Annotated in this window: 14 protein-coding genes; 7 read left to right on the forward strand and 7 right to left on the reverse strand. The window is 72.9% G+C overall.

The annotated features are described in order from the left end of the window. Positions 1 to 36: 36 nt before the first annotated feature. Genes BGP03_RS32375 through BGP03_RS32390 form a run of 4 tightly spaced genes read right to left on the reverse strand, consistent with a single transcriptional unit; the run spans position 37 to position 4,450 of the window. On the reverse strand, positions 37 to 588 hold the full coding sequence (locus BGP03_RS32375) for a hypothetical protein (protein WP_298798403.1): 552 nt from the start codon (positions 586 to 588) through the stop codon (positions 37 to 39). Between the two features lie 30 nt (positions 589 to 618). Further along, on the reverse strand, positions 619 to 1,236 hold the full coding sequence (locus tag BGP03_RS32380; protein ID WP_298798402.1) for a hypothetical protein: 618 nt from the start codon (positions 1,234 to 1,236) through the stop codon (positions 619 to 621). After that, positions 1,233 to 2,915 carry an FAD-dependent oxidoreductase gene (locus BGP03_RS32385; RefSeq protein ID WP_298798401.1) on the reverse strand — a complete coding sequence of 561 codons (1,683 nt, stop codon included), beginning with the start codon at positions 2,913 to 2,915 and terminating at the stop codon, positions 1,233 to 1,235. The genes BGP03_RS32380 and BGP03_RS32385 overlap by 4 nt, the downstream gene beginning before the upstream one ends. After that, complete coding sequence (locus tag BGP03_RS32390) at positions 2,912 to 4,450, reverse strand: MFS transporter (RefSeq protein ID WP_298798400.1); 1,539 nt, start codon at positions 4,448 to 4,450, stop codon at positions 2,912 to 2,914. The genes BGP03_RS32385 and BGP03_RS32390 overlap by 4 nt, the downstream gene beginning before the upstream one ends. 155 nt (positions 4,451 to 4,605) lie before the next feature. Between BGP03_RS32390 and BGP03_RS32395 the strand changes: the two genes are divergently transcribed. Then, positions 4,606 to 5,100: a MarR family transcriptional regulator gene (locus BGP03_RS32395; RefSeq protein ID WP_298798399.1), complete on the forward strand. Its 495-nt coding sequence runs from the start codon at positions 4,606 to 4,608 to the stop codon at positions 5,098 to 5,100. A 30-nt stretch (positions 5,101 to 5,130) separates the two neighbouring features. Here the strand turns inward: BGP03_RS32395 and BGP03_RS32400 are convergent, their stop codons facing one another. Genes BGP03_RS32400 through BGP03_RS32410 form a run of 3 tightly spaced genes read right to left on the reverse strand, consistent with a single transcriptional unit; the run spans position 5,131 to position 8,056 of the window. Continuing rightward, the gene (locus BGP03_RS32400) at positions 5,131 to 6,207 is read right to left on the reverse strand and encodes a methyltransferase (RefSeq protein WP_298798397.1); all 1,077 of its coding nucleotides are present in this window, start codon (positions 6,205 to 6,207) and stop codon (positions 5,131 to 5,133) included. Beyond that, entirely contained in the window at positions 6,204 to 7,262 is a 1,059-nt protein-coding gene (locus tag BGP03_RS32405; protein ID WP_298798395.1) for a methyltransferase, read from the reverse strand. Before BGP03_RS32405 ends, BGP03_RS32400 begins: the two co-directional genes overlap by 4 nt. Then, the gene (locus tag BGP03_RS32410) at positions 7,259 to 8,056 is read right to left on the reverse strand and encodes an SDR family NAD(P)-dependent oxidoreductase (protein WP_298798393.1); all 798 of its coding nucleotides are present in this window, start codon (positions 8,054 to 8,056) and stop codon (positions 7,259 to 7,261) included. The genes BGP03_RS32405 and BGP03_RS32410 overlap by 4 nt, the downstream gene beginning before the upstream one ends. 208 nt (positions 8,057 to 8,264) lie before the next feature. Between BGP03_RS32410 and BGP03_RS32415 the strand changes: the two genes are divergently transcribed. From BGP03_RS32415 to BGP03_RS32440, 6 genes are all read left to right on the forward strand, one after another. Then, entirely contained in the window at positions 8,265 to 9,290 is a 1,026-nt protein-coding gene (locus BGP03_RS32415) for a methyltransferase (protein ID WP_298798391.1), read from the forward strand. Next, positions 9,287 to 9,754: a DUF1772 domain-containing protein gene (locus tag BGP03_RS32420; protein WP_298798390.1), complete on the forward strand. Its 468-nt coding sequence runs from the start codon at positions 9,287 to 9,289 to the stop codon at positions 9,752 to 9,754. The genes BGP03_RS32415 and BGP03_RS32420 overlap by 4 nt, the downstream gene beginning before the upstream one ends. Positions 9,755 to 9,795: 41 nt before the next feature. Beyond that, a complete protein-coding gene (locus BGP03_RS32425) occupies positions 9,796 to 10,815 on the forward strand; it encodes an LLM class flavin-dependent oxidoreductase (RefSeq protein ID WP_298798389.1) in 1,020 nt (339 codons plus the stop codon). Next, positions 10,812 to 12,020, forward strand: a complete 1,209-nt coding sequence (locus tag BGP03_RS32430) for a cytochrome P450 (protein WP_298798388.1) — start codon at positions 10,812 to 10,814, stop codon at positions 12,018 to 12,020. Before BGP03_RS32425 ends, BGP03_RS32430 begins: the two co-directional genes overlap by 4 nt. 12 nt (positions 12,021 to 12,032) lie before the next feature. Continuing rightward, entirely contained in the window at positions 12,033 to 13,868 is a 1,836-nt protein-coding gene (gene asnB / locus BGP03_RS32435) for an asparagine synthase (glutamine-hydrolyzing) (RefSeq protein WP_298798387.1), read from the forward strand. Positions 13,869 to 13,893: 25 nt separating this feature from the next. Continuing rightward, positions 13,894 to 14,618 (forward strand): oligopeptide:H+ symporter (locus BGP03_RS32440; protein ID WP_299738595.1); only part of this gene is annotated, 725 nt, incomplete at its 3' end.

Genomic DNA, 14,618 nt, shown 5'->3' on the forward strand with positions numbered 1-14,618 from the left:
TCCACCCTCCAATCCACCAGAAGATCAACTAGCGGGTCACGCGAACCGCGGCGGTGGATCCAGGCTCAGCCCGGCGATGACGACGGCTGCGGCGACCATCACCAGCCCGTAGACCAGCAGGTCCGCCCACAGCGCCCGGGCCGGCGGGAGGAAGCGCTCGAGCATTCCGCCGACCGCCCCGAACGCGGTGAGCCTTACGGGCACGAGCAGGCGCGGCGAGGTGGCCGCCACGCGTAGTGCCGAGGGCTCACCCGACCGGGCCGCGCGCCGGACGGCGGCGAGCCCGGGCAGGGCGAGGAGGACGACCGCCACCGCCGGAATCGTGATCATCAGCAGCGTGACCAGCTTGCGGTCGGTCACGAGCTCGATCCCGGACTGCGCCTGGCCGCCGACGAGCACGAACCGGGCGACCAGCAGGAGCAGGCCGAGCCCGATCACGACGGCCGCCGCGACGGCCGGCCGACGCACCCGCCCCGGCTCGGGGTGCCTGCTGATCCGACCGACCAGCAATGCCGCGGCCAGCCAGACGGGGAACAACACGATCGCGACGACGAAGTCGACGACGTAGACGGTCAGGAAGAACGACATCGGTGCACTCCAGGGTTCCTCGGCCGCGCGTCAGCCGTTGTCGATGCTCAGCTCGCTGGCGCCGCCGGTGATCTCCAGCTCGTAGCGGTTGGCGGCACTGCTGCGTTCCTCGTGTCCCGGTCCGACGGCCACGACGTGCCGGCCGTCGACCACCATCCGCGACGCCCCGCCACCGACGAAGAAGCCGATCCCGGTGCCCGCGGGCCGGTGGATCGCCAGCCGGCTGGCCGAGCCGACGAAGCGCAGCCGCACCACCCCGACCGGGGCGGGCAGGGTCAGGGAGATGTCGGCGGTGCCGCCGGCGACCGACACCCGGCGCACTCCGACGCCGGACAGGTCGGCGGTGACCGCGGAGGCACCGCCGGCGATCTCGACGGCCCACTCGACGGCGTCGCTGAGCAGGATCTGGCCGGACCCGCGATTGCGCGAGAACGGGTGCGGGCGGCGGCGGTTGTGCACCCCGACCACACCCGCGGCGGCGTCGATCTCGGGGGTGATGTCCCGGAACCACGCCTGGTAGAGCTGGTCGGGCAGTTCGGTGCCGGTCAGGGTCAGGTTGCTGGCGCCACCGGTGATGGTGAGGGTGCCGGTGTCGGCGGCGCCGAGCGGCGCGGCGAACTCCTGCTTGATCATGTCGGACGAGGTCATGGCTGGTCTCCTTCTGCGACGGCGCCACGTGCGGACATGGCGGAAACGGGGGTTCGGGATGGCGCCGGCAGGCTCAGGACCCGGGCCAGCGCCCCGAGGAGCTCCGCCCCGGGATCGGCTCCGACGCCCGGGGCCCGCCAGGCGACGAACCCGTCGGGCCGCACCAGGACGGCGCCGTCGGCGCCGACACCGTGGACATCGGCCCAGCGACCGGACGGATCGGTCGGCCCGTCGCCGATCCGGTACACCGCCAGCGGCTGCGCGAGACGGTCCCGGGCCTGCTGTACGGCGGACTCCCACGACTGCCCGTCAGGCCCCGCGACCAGCACGAACGAGCTCCCGTAGAGGTCCAGGGAGGAGATCGCCGTCCCGTCGAGGACGAGCGGCACATGCGGGGCCCGGGTGCCGGGTCGGCCGAGCAGCTCCGGATCGAGCGCCGCCGGGCCGTCGGCCCCCGTGTCCTGCGCCACGACGGCACCCTCGCGGTAGACGTAGCCGAGCAGCGTCGCGGCGTAGCCGGGCCGCTGCTCCTCGTCCTCGTCGCCGGTGCGGTCGGCCATCTCGGCCATCCCGAAGGCCATGGTCAGCTGCGCGACCGGCCTGCGCTCGGACTCGTAGGTGTCCAGCAGCTCCGGCCCGGCCGTCCCGCCGAGCACAGCGGCGAGCTTCCAGGCCAGGTTGTGGGCGTCCTGGACGCCGGTGCCGGCCCCGAGCGCGCCCGTGGGGGGCATGGTGTGCGCGGCGTCCCCGGCGAGCAGCACCCGCCGGTCCCGGTAGGACCGGGCCACCTGCGCCCCGATCTCGAAGCCCAGCACGGTCTCGCCGGTGGCCGCGATCTGCACCTCCGGCGCGCCGACGACGAGGTCGGGCTGCCCGATCGCCGCACGGAAAAGCTCGACGGCGACCGCGTCGTCGACGGTCGCGGCGTCCCCGTCGGTCGGGTGCGGGGTGTAGAACACCCACCGCGAGCCGTCCAGGGGCATCAGCAGCGTTCCGGGTGCGGGCTGTTCGAAGTAGCCCAGGCCCAGGTCGCGCCCGCGCAGGGCGGCCGAGAGATCCGCCTGCACCACCACCGACAGGGTCTCCATGAAGATCCCCGGCCCGTCGGAGGAGATCCCGAGCGCGGTCCGCACGGGGCTGCGTCCGCCGTCCGCCGCCACGAAGTAGTCGGCGCGCAGGGTCTCGGTGGCGCCGGTGGCGGCGTCGCGCAGCGCGACGGTGACGCCCTCACCGTCCTGGGTGAGGCCGGTGCATTCGGTGGCGAAGCGCAGCCGCACCCCGAGCCCGGCGGCGCGCTTGGCGACGATCTCCTCGAGCCGGTCCTGGTCGATCGCGCACCAGGTGCACGGGGTGATGTCGGAGGTGAGCTCCGGCAGCTCGTCGCGCATCGGGGTGGAGAAGCTCTCCGGTCCCGCGAGGGTGGGTGCGCCGATCATCGTCTTGGCGCTGAGGTCGGCGGTGAGCGAGCGGGCCGCGACCAGCTGCTCTTCGATGCCCACCTGGCGGTAGAGCTCCATCGTGCGGGGGTTGACCATGCGGGCCCGGGGATGCCGCAGGGCCGCCGCGTGCCGCTCGACGACCGTGACGGCGACGCCGTGGTGGGCCAGGAACAGGGCGGTGGACAGCCCGACCACTGCGCCGCCGACGACCACCACGTGACCGGTGGGGGCGGCGCTCATCGGGCCACCTGCCCAGCGACGCTGCCCTGACCCGCGACGGGGGCCGGGCCCGATGCCCAGCTGTCCTCGGAGTGCGAGGTGCGCCTGGGCAGGAGGAAGACCAGCAGCAGCACCACGACCACCAACCCGATCTGGACGGCGATGGTGCGCTCCAGAGCGGAGGCCGCCGCCAGCACGCGGGCGTCGCCGGTGGCGGTGGTGGTGGCCGGGCCCAGCAGCCCGAAGAAGATCGTGCTGATGACGGCGATGCCGACGACGCCGCCGATCTGCTGCACGGTGTTGACGACGCCCGACCCAGCACCCGCCTGCTCGGAGTCGACGTCGGAGAGGATGAAGTCGAGGATCGGGGCGACGATCATGCCCATGCCGAGGCCGCCCACCAGCAGCGCGGGCAGCATCGGCCACGGCTGGACGTCGGCTCCCTGCACCGCGACGGTCAGCGCGAGGCCACCGAGGCCAAGCCCGAGCAGCACGGACCCGATGACGAGCACCTTGCGGCCGAGCTTGGCCGTCAGCACGGTGGCGGAGAACGCGGCGCCGAAGCTGGTGCCGAACGACCACGGCAGCCCGGTCAGGCCGGCCGCGAGCACCGAGTAGCCCAGGCCCTCCTGCAGGAAGATCGTGTAGATCAGGAAGTGGCCGGTGACCACGGCGAAGAAGATGAAGTTGGCGATCAGGCCCGCCGAGAACGAGCGGCTGGCGAACAGCTGAAGTGGCAGCAGGGGGTCGCGACCGGCTGCGGAACGGCGCTTCTGCTGCATCACGAACAGGGCCAGCACCGGCACCGAGCAGACGGCCAGCACGATCAGCCATGCGGGCCAGCCCAGGTCGCGGCCCTCGACGAGGGGGAAGAGCAGCAGGAGCAGGCCCGCGGAGACGAGCGCGGCGCCACCGATGTCGAGACGGGGACGGTCGGTGGCCCGCGACTCCCGGACCACCAGCAGTGCGGCCACCACGAGGATCACGCCGACGGGCACGTTGATGAGGAACACGGCGCGCCACCCGAGGCCGAACAGGTCGGCGTTGGTCAGCGCCGCACCCACGATCGGGCCGCCCACGGTGGCGAGGCCCGCGATGCCGCCGAAGGCGCCGAGCGCGCCGCCCCGCTCGGCGGGCGGGAAGGTCGCGGTGATGATCGACAGCACCTGCGGCACCATGCAGGCGGCCATGATCCCCTGCAGCACGCGCGCCCCGATCAGGATCTCGGGGGTGGCGGCGAACCCGCAGAAGATCGACGCCACGGTGAAGCCTGTGACCCCGATGAGGAACATCCGCCTGCGGCCGACGATGTCGCCGAGCCGCCCACCGGTGATCAGGACGACGGCGAAGGCGAGCAGGTAGGCCGCCACCACCCACTGCACCTGGGAGTAGCTCGCGCCCAGCTCACGCTGGATCGAGGGCAGGGCCACGTTGACGATCGTGGAGTCGAGCAGGTCCATGAACGCGGCGAACAGCACCACGACCAACGCCAACCAGCGTTTCGGGTCGGGCGTGCCCGCGTCGGCGAGCACGCGGTCTTCGGTGGGTTCGGACATCGATGAGTTCCTCTCGGGATGTCGCGCGCTGGACGGCCCGTCCGCTTGCCGGGTGGTCGGCCGCCGCCTAACGTCACAAGGCCTGTGTGTACGAGTTTGACCAGATAGCCAGTGGCCAATTAAGCCAGTGACTAAGATAGCCACGAGGTACCGTCATGTCAACGTCATCGCCGGACGACGCCGCCGCGACCGTCGCGCTGCTCGATCTCGAGCTGCGCAACCTCGTCGCGCAGTCGGTGCTGTTCCAGCAAGCCATCGCCGAGCGCCTGGGGCTCAACCTCAGTGACCTGAACATCCTCGACGCGCTCGCCAGGATCGGACCGATGTCCGCAGGCGGGCTCGGCGCGGAGAACGGACTCACCACCGGGGGCATCACGTTCGCGGTCGACCGGCTAGAGAAGGCCGGCTTCGTGTCCCGCAGCCGCGACGCGCAGGACCGCAGGCGGGTGATCATCACCGCCATGCCGGGTGTGGTCGAGCGCGTCGCGCCGCTGTTCTCGTCGCTGTCGAGATCGATCACCGACCTCTGCGCGGGCTACTCCGGCGAGCAGCTCGCGCTGATCCTCGACTTCATCCAGAAGGCGGCGCCGATCACGCACACGGAGATGCTCGAGCTGCGCGTGGGCGCGCAGCAGGACCGGGTCCGCTGACGGGCGGGCCCGGCCCGGCCCCGGGACGGCTCAGCCCGGGACCACCGCCTCCAGCAGCCGCAGCGGCGTGCCGGTCGGAGTCACCCCGACCGGATGCAGACCGGCCCGCACGAACATGTCGGCGTACTGCTGCGCCGAGCGTTCCCGCCCGCCCATCACCAGCAGCATGTGCAGGTCCATCAGCGCGTCCCACGGCGTCTCGGGCGGGTCCTCGACCAGCTGCTCGAGCAGCACGATCCGCGCGCCCGGCCCCCCGGCCCTGGCGCAGTTGCGCAGCACCGTCTCGCAGTCCTCGTCCTCCCACATGTGCAGCACCTGCCGGATCAGGTAGAGCTCGGCCGCGGGCACCGACTCCGCGCAGTCGCCCACGATCGCGGTGCACCGCGCGGCGAGCGGCCCGGTGCGCAGCTGGGGCAGCAGGGCGTCGATCGCGTGGGGGCGGTCGTAGAGGACGCCCCGGACCTGCGGGTGCGCCTCCAGCAGCGACGCCACCAGGCTGCCGTGCCCCCCGCCGACGTCGCAGAACGTCGAGATCCCGGCCATCGACAGGGCCGCGACCACGCCGGGGTTCATCGCCCGCGACTGTGCCGCGTACCCGCGCAGGCACAGCTCGCCCGCGCGGTTGTCGTCCTCGTGGAAGTAGCTGAACAGGTTCTTGCCGTAGTGCTCGGTGAACGCGCAGCGCCCCGACCGCACGCTCGCGGCCAGCTCGCCCCACATCTGCCAACCCCAGTGCGAGCCGGTCAGCATGATGTCGGCGAGGCCGTCGGAGGCGTCGGAGCGCAGCGCCCGCGACGCCGCCGTGTGCGCGTACCGCCCCGGTCCGGCCTGGGTGAAGACGCCGAACGCCACCAGGGACCGCAGGAGCCGGTTCAGCGCGGTCTCGTCGGCGCCGACGGCGGCGGCGATCTCGGCCACGGTGGCGGGCTCCTCCCCCACGGCGTCGGCCAGCCGCAGCTGGGCCCCCGCCTGCACGGCCGCGCTGGCCCACATGGCCCACCCGAGCTCGGCGACGCGCTGGGTCTCCGGCGGGCCGACCACGGGCGCGCCGTCGCAGGCGGCGACCTGGACGGGAACGGTGTCGGGGCGGTCGGTGGTGGAGGTCATGGAAGCTCCGTTCGGTCGGGGCGGACAGAATTGGGATCGCGCCGGGCCTCGACGAGCGCGATCGGCGCCCGTTCCCACCCGGCCAGTCGCAGCTGCCGGACCGCGGCGAAGCCGGCGCCGCGCAGCAGATCGGCGTACTCGGCGCGGGAGCGGGCCCGGCCCCCGCTGAGCACCATGAACTCGACGTCGTTCGCGTGGACGTGCGAGGTCTGCGGCCCGTACTCCCAGTCGAGCACCCAGACCGGGACATCGGGCCCGGCCGCGTCGCGGCAGCGCCGCAGCAGCGCGGCCGCCGCGTCGTCGTCGAGATCGCAGAGCACGTTCTTGAGCAGGTAGGCGTCGCCGCCGGCCGGGACGCCGGCCCGGAAGTCACCGGTCACCACCTCGACCCGGTGGGCGAGCCGCTCCGCCGCCAGCAGCTCGTGCACGTGGGGCACGGCCCACGGCAGCTCCTGCACCACGCCCGTGACGTGCGGGTGGGCGTGCAGCACCGCGGCGAGCGCAGCCCCCGGGCCACCGCCGACGTCGACGAGCGTGCGCACGCCGTCGAACCCCACGCTCGCCGCGAGTGCCCGGCCCGCCTCCTCGGCCAGGGACGCACAGGTCTGGGCGTAGTAGCGGCCCTCGTCGGGATGGGTGGCGTAGTACTCCCAGTGGTCCACGCCCCACACGTCCTCGGTGGCGGGTCGCCCGGTGCGCACGACGTCGGCCACGCGCTCCCACGGCCGCGTCATCCCCGGCGCGTTCACCGCGATGACGAACCCGCGCAGCGACGGCACGTCCGAGCGGAGCAGGTGGCCGTCGGCGGTGAGCGCGAACGCCCCGTCCGGGGCCGGCTCGACGGCGCCGTGCAGCACGCACACCCGCAGGAACCGCTCGAGGCTCGGCGCATGTGCCCCGACCAGCACGGCCAGCTCCGCCGCGGTGCGGGGGCCCGCCGCGAGGTGGTCGGCCACCTCGAGCTCGGCCAGGCCGCGCAGGACGAGCCCGGCCGACCAGTGGAACGGGTTCAGCCGGCCCAGCGCGCCGATCGGGGAGAACGGTTCAACGCTCACCGGCCACCCGCCACGTTCAGAACCGAACCGGTGACGTTGCCGTTGGCCGCCGAGGCGAGGAACAGCACGACGTTGACGACGTCGTCGACCGTGGAGAAGGCCAGGTGCGGCATTCCCTCGTCCAGCAGCGCCCTGGCCTCGCGGGGCGGGCGGCCGTCGATCGCGGCGCGCAGGGCGGGCGGCAGCTTCGGCAGGAGCCCCTCGGTGATCGTCGGGCCGGGCGCCACCACGTTGCACAGCACGCCGGCACTCGCGAGTTCCGTCGCGAGCGACCGGTTCAACCCGTGCAGGGCGGACTTGCCGGCCGTGTAGGCCTGCTCCCCGCGACGGCCGCGGTCCACGATGCTCGCCGACATGAACACGATGCGGCCCCACCCGCCCGGACACATGCCCGGCAGCACGGCCTGAACGGTGTGGAACGCGCCCTCGATCTCGGTCCGCAGCTGGGGGACCCAGGTCGCGGCCGGGACGTCGACGAAGTCCACCGGGTGCGGGGCCGGCCCGCCGGTCGCCGACGCGTTGACCACGAGCACCTCGACCGGGCCGAGGACCGGCGCGACCGTGTCGACGGCCGCGGTCGTCGAACCGGGGTCCGTCAGGTCCATCGGGACGGCCAGCGCCTCCCCGCCCGCCTCGCGGATCTCCTTCTCCAGCACCTCCGCCCGTTCCTTGCCTGCGCGGTAGGTGAACGCGACACGCGCCCCCTCCGCGGCGAAGCGGGCGACCATGCGACGGCCGATGCCGCCGCTGCCGCCGGTGACCAGCACCGTGCGTTCCGCCAGTCCCAGATCCATCGGGCTCCTCCGAGGGTGTCGGTCGGGCCCCGGGTCAGGCCACCGGGCAACAGGTACTGCACGGCGCTGGTGGGGACGTCCACCTGCGGTCGGGAGCGCGGCACCAGGAACTCTCGAGTGCCGCCGGAGCTGCCGTGCGCAACATCTCGCTCCGCACCGCTCCGTCCGGGCCGACCCCGGACGCCCACCGGCGAAAGGAATCCAGCCGATGACCGCTACCGAAACGACAGCCCTGGACCTCAACGGGATCGTGGCGCTGGGCATGGCGTTCTGCGACGCCAAGGTCCTGCTGACCGCCACCGAGCTGAGGCTGTTCACCGTGCTCGCCGAGCACGGTCCGAGTACCGAGGAGCAGCTGCTCGACCTCCTCGGGCTGCACCCGAGGGGCTCGCGCGAGTTCCTCAACTCCCTGGTCCGCCTCGGCCTGCTGCACCGCGAGGACGGGGTCTTCCGCAACGCGGCGGCCGCCGACACCTACCTCGTCGTGGGCCGGCCCGACTACGTCGGGAAGTTCCTCGACCGGTCCAACCGGGTGCTGTACCCGGCTTGGACCGGGTTCACCGAGTCGCTGCGCACCGGCGAGTCGCAGATCGCCGGCCACGGCGACGACAACATGTTCACCCACCTCTACCGCGACGAGCAGCAGATGCGCGACTTCGTCGCGATGATGGACGCCCTCAACAGCGCGGTGGGCCCGGTGCTCGCGGAGGTGTACGACTGGTCGGACCACACCCGGCTCGTCGACATCGGCGGCTGCCGCGGCAACATCGCCGCCACCCTGGTCAAGGCCCACCCGCACATGACGGCGACGGTCTTCGACCTGCCCGAGGTCGAGCCGGTGTTCGACGAGCACATCGCCGCACTCGGGATGACCGACAAGGTGTCGTTCGTCGGCGGCGACTTCTTCGCCGACCCGGCGCCCGCCGCCGACGTCGCGATCATCGGCCACGTCCTGGAGGACTGGTCGGAGGAGCGGCGCCGGATCCTCGTGCGCAAGGCGTTCGACGCTCTCGACTCGGGCGGCACGCTGCTCGTCTACGACCCCATGCTCGACGACGAGCTCAGCCCGCTGAACAACTACATGACGAGCCTGACCATGCTCGTCGTGACCCACGGCGGCTCCGAGTACGCCGTGGACGCCTGCGAGGGCTGGCTCACCGAGGCCGGTTTCGTCGACGTCTCCGCGGAGCTGCTGGCCACCAACGACATCCTCGTCACCGGCCGCAAGCCGTGACCGGCGGGTCGCTGACGGCGGGCCTGCAGGTGCTGGCCCTGCTCGGCAGCGGCCTGACCGCGGGTGTGCTGTTCGCCGTGGCGCTGAGCGTCGTGCCGGCGCTGGCCCTCATGCCGGCCGACCGGTACGTGTACGCCCACCAGCTGCTGGGTCGCAACTGGGACCCGACGATGCCGGTGGTGGTGCTCAGCTCCACGGCGCTCGACGCGGCGTTGGCGATCGTGGCACCGGGGGGCGCGACCACCGCGGTGTACGCCGTCGCCGCGGTGGCCCTGCTCGGGGTGTCGACGGTGTCGCACCTCGCGAACGTGCCGATCAACCGGGTGGTCAAAACCACCGATCCGGACGGGCTCCCGCCCGGGTGGCGCGACCCACGGCCGCTGTGGCGCAACTGGAACCTGTTGCGCACAGGCCTGGCCGTGCTCGCGCTGCTGGCCAACGGGCTCGCCGCCGTCCTGTCCTGACCCGATCACCGAGAAGCCCGATCACCGAGAAGGAGGTCGTCATGCGGCTGGGCGTCAACGTCCCCGCGCTCGACGCCGTGGGCACGGCACAACTCGCCGAACGGCTGGGCTACGACGTCGTGTTCGTGCCCGAGGGGTACCGCTCCGACGCGCCCAGCGTGCTGGGGCTGCTCGCCGGGGCCACCACCACCATCGACCTGGCGGCGGGCGTACTGCAGATGCCGGGTCGCACCCCCGTGATGACGGCGATGACGACCGCGATGCTCGACGCGCTGTCGCACGGCCGGTTCCGGCTGGGCCTCGGGGTGTCCAACGTCGCGGTGACCAGCGGCTGGCACGGCCAGCCGTTCGCCGACCCGATCGGGCGCGTCCGCGAGTACGTCGCTGTGGTCCGGGCGGCGCTGGCCGGCGAACGTGTCCAGCACGACGGCGTCCATTTCCGGATGCCGCTCGACGGGCACGAGGGGTTCCTGCTCGCCGGCCGGCTGCACGCGCCCGACCTGCCGATCTACCTCGCCGCGGTGGGCCCGCGCAGCCTGCGGCTGGCCGGCGGGATCGCGGACGGCTGGTTCGGGGTGTTCTGCTCGCCGGAACGCATCGTGGCCGCGCGCGCGCTCCTCGCCGAGGGGGGCGCAGGCGATCGGGCCGGCCGGCCTTTCGAGGTGATGCCGTCGGTGCCGATCGTCGTCGACGACGACCCGGAGCGGGCCGCGTCCGCCGTGCGCGGGTACGTCGCCCGGTTCGTGAGCCTGGGCCGGCGGGGCAGCAACATCTACCACCGGCTGATGGTCGACGCCGGGTTCGGCGCGGCCGCCGACCGCATTCAGGACCACACGGCCGCCGGCGAGCACACGGCGGCGGCGGCCGCGGTCCCGTTCGAGTTCCTGGACCGCACGGCCCTGCTGGGGCCGCCCGACCGGATCGCCGCCGGCATCCGCGCGTACGCCGACGCCGGAGTCACCACCCTCGCGCTCTCGCCGTTCGCGGCCGACCCGGACGGGCGAGCCGCCGCCCTGCACGTCGCCGCCAAGGCGGTCGCCCCCACCAGGAGCACACCATGACCACCGAACCGGCCACCACGGAACTCTCGTTCCCGTTCGCGACGACGGAGCTCGAACGGTTGCCCGAGGAGTTCGGCGTCCTGCGCCGGGACCGGCCGGTGGCACGGGTGGTCCTGCCCAGCGGCGACCACGCGTGGCTGCTCACCCGCTACGCCGACGTCCGGGCCGCGCTGTCGGACGACCGCTTCAGCCGGGCCGCCGCCGAGGCCGACGACGCTCCGCGGATGGGCAACTCGCGGCCGGGCCCGGACACCATCCTCGGGATGGACCCACCCGACCACACGCGGTTGCGCAGCCTGGTGATGCGGGCGTTCACGGTCCGCCGGATCGAGGCCCTGCGCCCCCGCATCGAGGAGCTCGCCCAGGAGCAGGCCCGGCTCGTACTGGTCGCGCCGCGGCCGGTCGACCTCCTGTCGTGCTTCGCGCTGAGCCTGCCCATCAAGGTGATCTTCGAGCTGCTCGGGGTCCCGCACGAGGACGCGGACCGGCTGCACGCCTGGAGCGAGGTGATCTTCAGCCTCGGCGGGCACACGGCCGACGAGGTCCGGGCCGCCCGCGGGCGGATCACCGGCTACCTGCACGAGCTCGTCATGCGCCGCCGGGCCGCGCCGTCCGACGACCTGCTGGGGCTGCTCGTGCACGCCCGCGACGAGGCGGGAACGCTGTCGGAGGCCGAACTCGTCGACTTCGCGATGATCCTCATGACGGTCGGGCACCAGAGCACCTCCAACTCGCTCGGCACGGGCCTGTTCTCCCTGCTGCAGCACCCCGAGCAGCTGGCGGCCCTGCGCGCGCGACCCGAGCTCGTACCGGCGGCGGTCGAGGAGCTGCTGCGGTTCAACCCCTACGTGCTCACCGGCACCCAGCTGCGCGTCGCCGTGGCCGACGTGACCGTCGCCGACACCCTGATCCGCCGCGGGGACGCGGTGATCGCGGCGCTCGGCTCGGCCAACCACGACGAGACGGTCTTCCCCGATCCCGACCGGTTCGACATCGAACGGCCGTCGAACCCGCACCTCGCGTTCGGCTTCGGCGTGCACCACTGCCTGGGCGCCCAGCTCGCCCGCCTCGAGCTGCAGGTCGCGCTGACCACGCTCATCGCCGCCCTGCCCGAGACCGTGCACCTGTCGGTGCCGGCCTCGTGGCTCACCTGGAAGGTCGGCCTCACGGCCCGCGCTCCGGCCACCCTGCCCGTCGACTGGTGAGAGGAGACCCCCGTGTGCGGCATCGCCGGATGGGTGGATTTCGACCGTGACCTGCGTACCGAGACGGCCACCGTGTCGGCGATGACCGACACGATGGCGTTGCGTGGCCCCGACGCGGAGGGCATCTGGATCGACGACCACGTCGCGCTGGGCCACCGCCGGCTGTCGATCATCGATCTCGAGGGCGGAACGCAGCCGATGGTGGCCGAGCACGACGGCCGCCCCGCCGCGGTGATCACCTACAGCGGAGAGGTCTACAACTTCCCTGAGCTGCGCTCGGAGCTAACCTCACGCGGGCACCGCTTCCGCACCCGTAGCGACACCGAGGTGGTGCTGCGCGCCTACCTGGAGTGGGGCCGCGGGTTCGCCGAGCGGCTCAACGGGATGTTCGCGTTCGCCGTGTGGGACTTGCGGCGCGAGGAGCTGCTGCTGGTCCGCGACCGCGTCGGGATCAAGCCGCTCTACTACCAGCTGCTGCCCACGGGCGTGCTGTTCGGGTCCGAGCCCAAGGCGCTGCTGGCGAACCCGCTGGCCGGCCGCACCGTCGACGCCTCTGGCCTGCGGGAGCTCTTCGGAGGGGTGAAGGCCCCCGGCGGGGCGGTGATCTCGGGCATGCCCGAGCTCGCCCCGGGCCACACCCTCACCGTCGGGCGCGGCGGCGCCCGGCTGCACCGGTACTGGCAGCTGACCGCCCACGAGCACCCCGACGACGAGGCCACCACCGTGGACACGGTGCGCGGGCTGCTGGAGGACATCACCACCCGCCAGATGGTCTCCGACGTGCCGCTGGGCACGCTGCTCTCCGGTGGGCTCGACTCCAGCACCCTCACCGCGCTCGCGGCCCGGTCCGGCCGGCCCGGCGCCGAACCGGTACGGACGTTCTCCGTCGACTTCGCCGGCTACCTCCACAACTTCGAACCCGACCTGACGCACCCGACGCCCGACTCCCCCTACGTGCAGCAGGTGGTGGACCACCTCGGTACCGAGCAGCGCCACATCGTGCTCGACAACGGCGAGATGATCCGCAGCGAAATCCGGACCGCGGTGGTTCAGGCCATGGACTGGCCGGTGCTGATCGCCGGCCCGGGGAGCATGGACATCTCGCTGCACCTGCTGTTCCGGGCGGTCCGCCCGCACTGCACCGTCGCCCTGACCGGGGAGTCCGCGGACGAGCTGTTCGGCGGGTACCCCTGGTTCCACCACCCCGAGTACGGCGGCCCGGGCACCCTGCCGTGGACCCTGGCGCACAACCTCGGGATGCCCGCCCTGTTCGGGCCGGTGACCGAGCGCATCGACGTGCGCGGCTACCAGGCCGACCAGTACCTCGAGGCGGCCGCGGCCGTGCCGCGGCTGCCCGGCGAGTCGGGGCGGGAGGCGCGGTTCCGGGCGTGCACGTACTTCTTCCTGACCCGGTTCATGCGCACGCTGCTCGACCGCAAGGACCGGCTCAGCATGGCCACCGGACTGGAGGTGCGGGTGCCGTTCTGCGACCACCGGCTCCAGGAGTATGTCTTCAACGTGCCGCTGTCGATGAAGACCGGCGACGGCCGGTGGAAGACGCTCCTGCGGCGCGCCGTGGCCGATCTGCTGCCCACGTCGGTGCTGGAGCGGCCGAAGTCCGGCTACCCCGTCTCCAACGACACGGCCTACGACACCCACGTGCAGCAGGAGCTGGCCAAGCGACTGGCCGTCGGCGCCGAACGGATCGAGCCCCTGCTGAACCCCGTGATCGTCCGCGACGTGCGGCGCGACCCGACCGCGACCGCCCGGCTGACGCGCATCGAGATCGAGATGGCCCTGCATCTCGACGAGTGGCTGGAGACCTACGACCTGCACCTGTGGGTCTAGACCGAGCACCGCCCAGGAGGATGTTGTGACGACGGACCAGACCCCCGCCGACGTCGCCTCCGGGGCGCCACCCGGTCATCCCGCCCGGCCCCGTGGTTTCGGGGTGCTGTTCCTCGTCGACCTCTGGGAGCGGTTCGGCTTCTACGGGACGCAGGCGATCCTCGTGCTCTTCGCGAGCGCCTCCGTCGCCGACGGCGGCCTCGGCCTGGCCACGCCGACCGCCGCCACGCTCTTCGGCGCCTACCTCGGGACCACGTTCATGCTGTCGCTGGCCGGCGGCTGGGTCGGTGACCGCCTGCTCGGCACCCGCAACGCCCTGCTGTGCGGGGCCGTGCTGATCGGTGCCGGCTACGTCGGGCTCGCGCTGGGCGGGTGGACCTTCGTCGCCACCGGCCTGGTGCTGGTCAGCGCGGGAACCGCACTGCTCAAGCCGAACCTGACCTCCCTGCTGGGTCTGCTCTACCGCGACGACGAGATCGGTCGCGAGGCCGGCATCTCCCTGTTCTACGTGGGCATCCAACTCAGCGCACTCGCCGCGCCGCTGGTCGCCGGCCTGCTGGGCGAGGTCGTCGGGTGGTCCGCGGCGTTCTCGGTGTCGGCCGCCGCGATGGTGCTGGCCGTCGTGACACTGGTGCTGGGCTCCGGCCGGCTGGGAGAGGTCGGGGCCCGGCCGATCCGCCCCGCGTCGCCGTCGGAGCGGCGGGCCGCGCTGCAGCTGACGCTCGTCGTCACGGCCGTCGTGACCGGCGC

The organism is Pseudonocardia sp. 73-21 (genome assembly GCF_001899645.1).
Classification (GTDB): domain Bacteria; phylum Actinomycetota; class Actinomycetes; order Mycobacteriales; family Pseudonocardiaceae; genus Pseudonocardia.

What these genes read in the sequence shown, in the direction of transcription:
- BGP03_RS32375 (WP_298798403.1), bottom strand. Translation starts at nt 588, where the DNA reads ATGTCGTTCTTCCTGACCGTCTACGTCGTCGACTTCGTCGTCGCGATC.
- BGP03_RS32380 (WP_298798402.1), bottom strand. Translation starts at nt 1,236, where the DNA reads ATGACCTCGTCCGACATGATCAAGCAGGAGTTCGCCGCGCCGCTCGGC.
- BGP03_RS32385 (WP_298798401.1), bottom strand. Translation starts at nt 2,915, where the DNA reads ATGAGCGCCGCCCCCACCGGTCACGTGGTGGTCGTCGGCGGCGCAGTG.
- BGP03_RS32390 (WP_298798400.1), bottom strand. Translation starts at nt 4,450, where the DNA reads ATGTCCGAACCCACCGAAGACCGCGTGCTCGCCGACGCGGGCACGCCC.
- BGP03_RS32395 (WP_298798399.1), top strand. Translation starts at nt 4,606, where the DNA reads ATGTCAACGTCATCGCCGGACGACGCCGCCGCGACCGTCGCGCTGCTC.
- BGP03_RS32400 (WP_298798397.1), bottom strand. Translation starts at nt 6,207, where the DNA reads ATGACCTCCACCACCGACCGCCCCGACACCGTTCCCGTCCAGGTCGCC.
- BGP03_RS32410 (WP_298798393.1), bottom strand. Translation starts at nt 8,056, where the DNA reads ATGGATCTGGGACTGGCGGAACGCACGGTGCTGGTCACCGGCGGCAGC.
- BGP03_RS32415 (WP_298798391.1), top strand. Translation starts at nt 8,265, where the DNA reads ATGACCGCTACCGAAACGACAGCCCTGGACCTCAACGGGATCGTGGCG.
- BGP03_RS32425 (WP_298798389.1), top strand. Translation starts at nt 9,796, where the DNA reads ATGCGGCTGGGCGTCAACGTCCCCGCGCTCGACGCCGTGGGCACGGCA.
- BGP03_RS32430 (WP_298798388.1), top strand. Translation starts at nt 10,812, where the DNA reads ATGACCACCGAACCGGCCACCACGGAACTCTCGTTCCCGTTCGCGACG.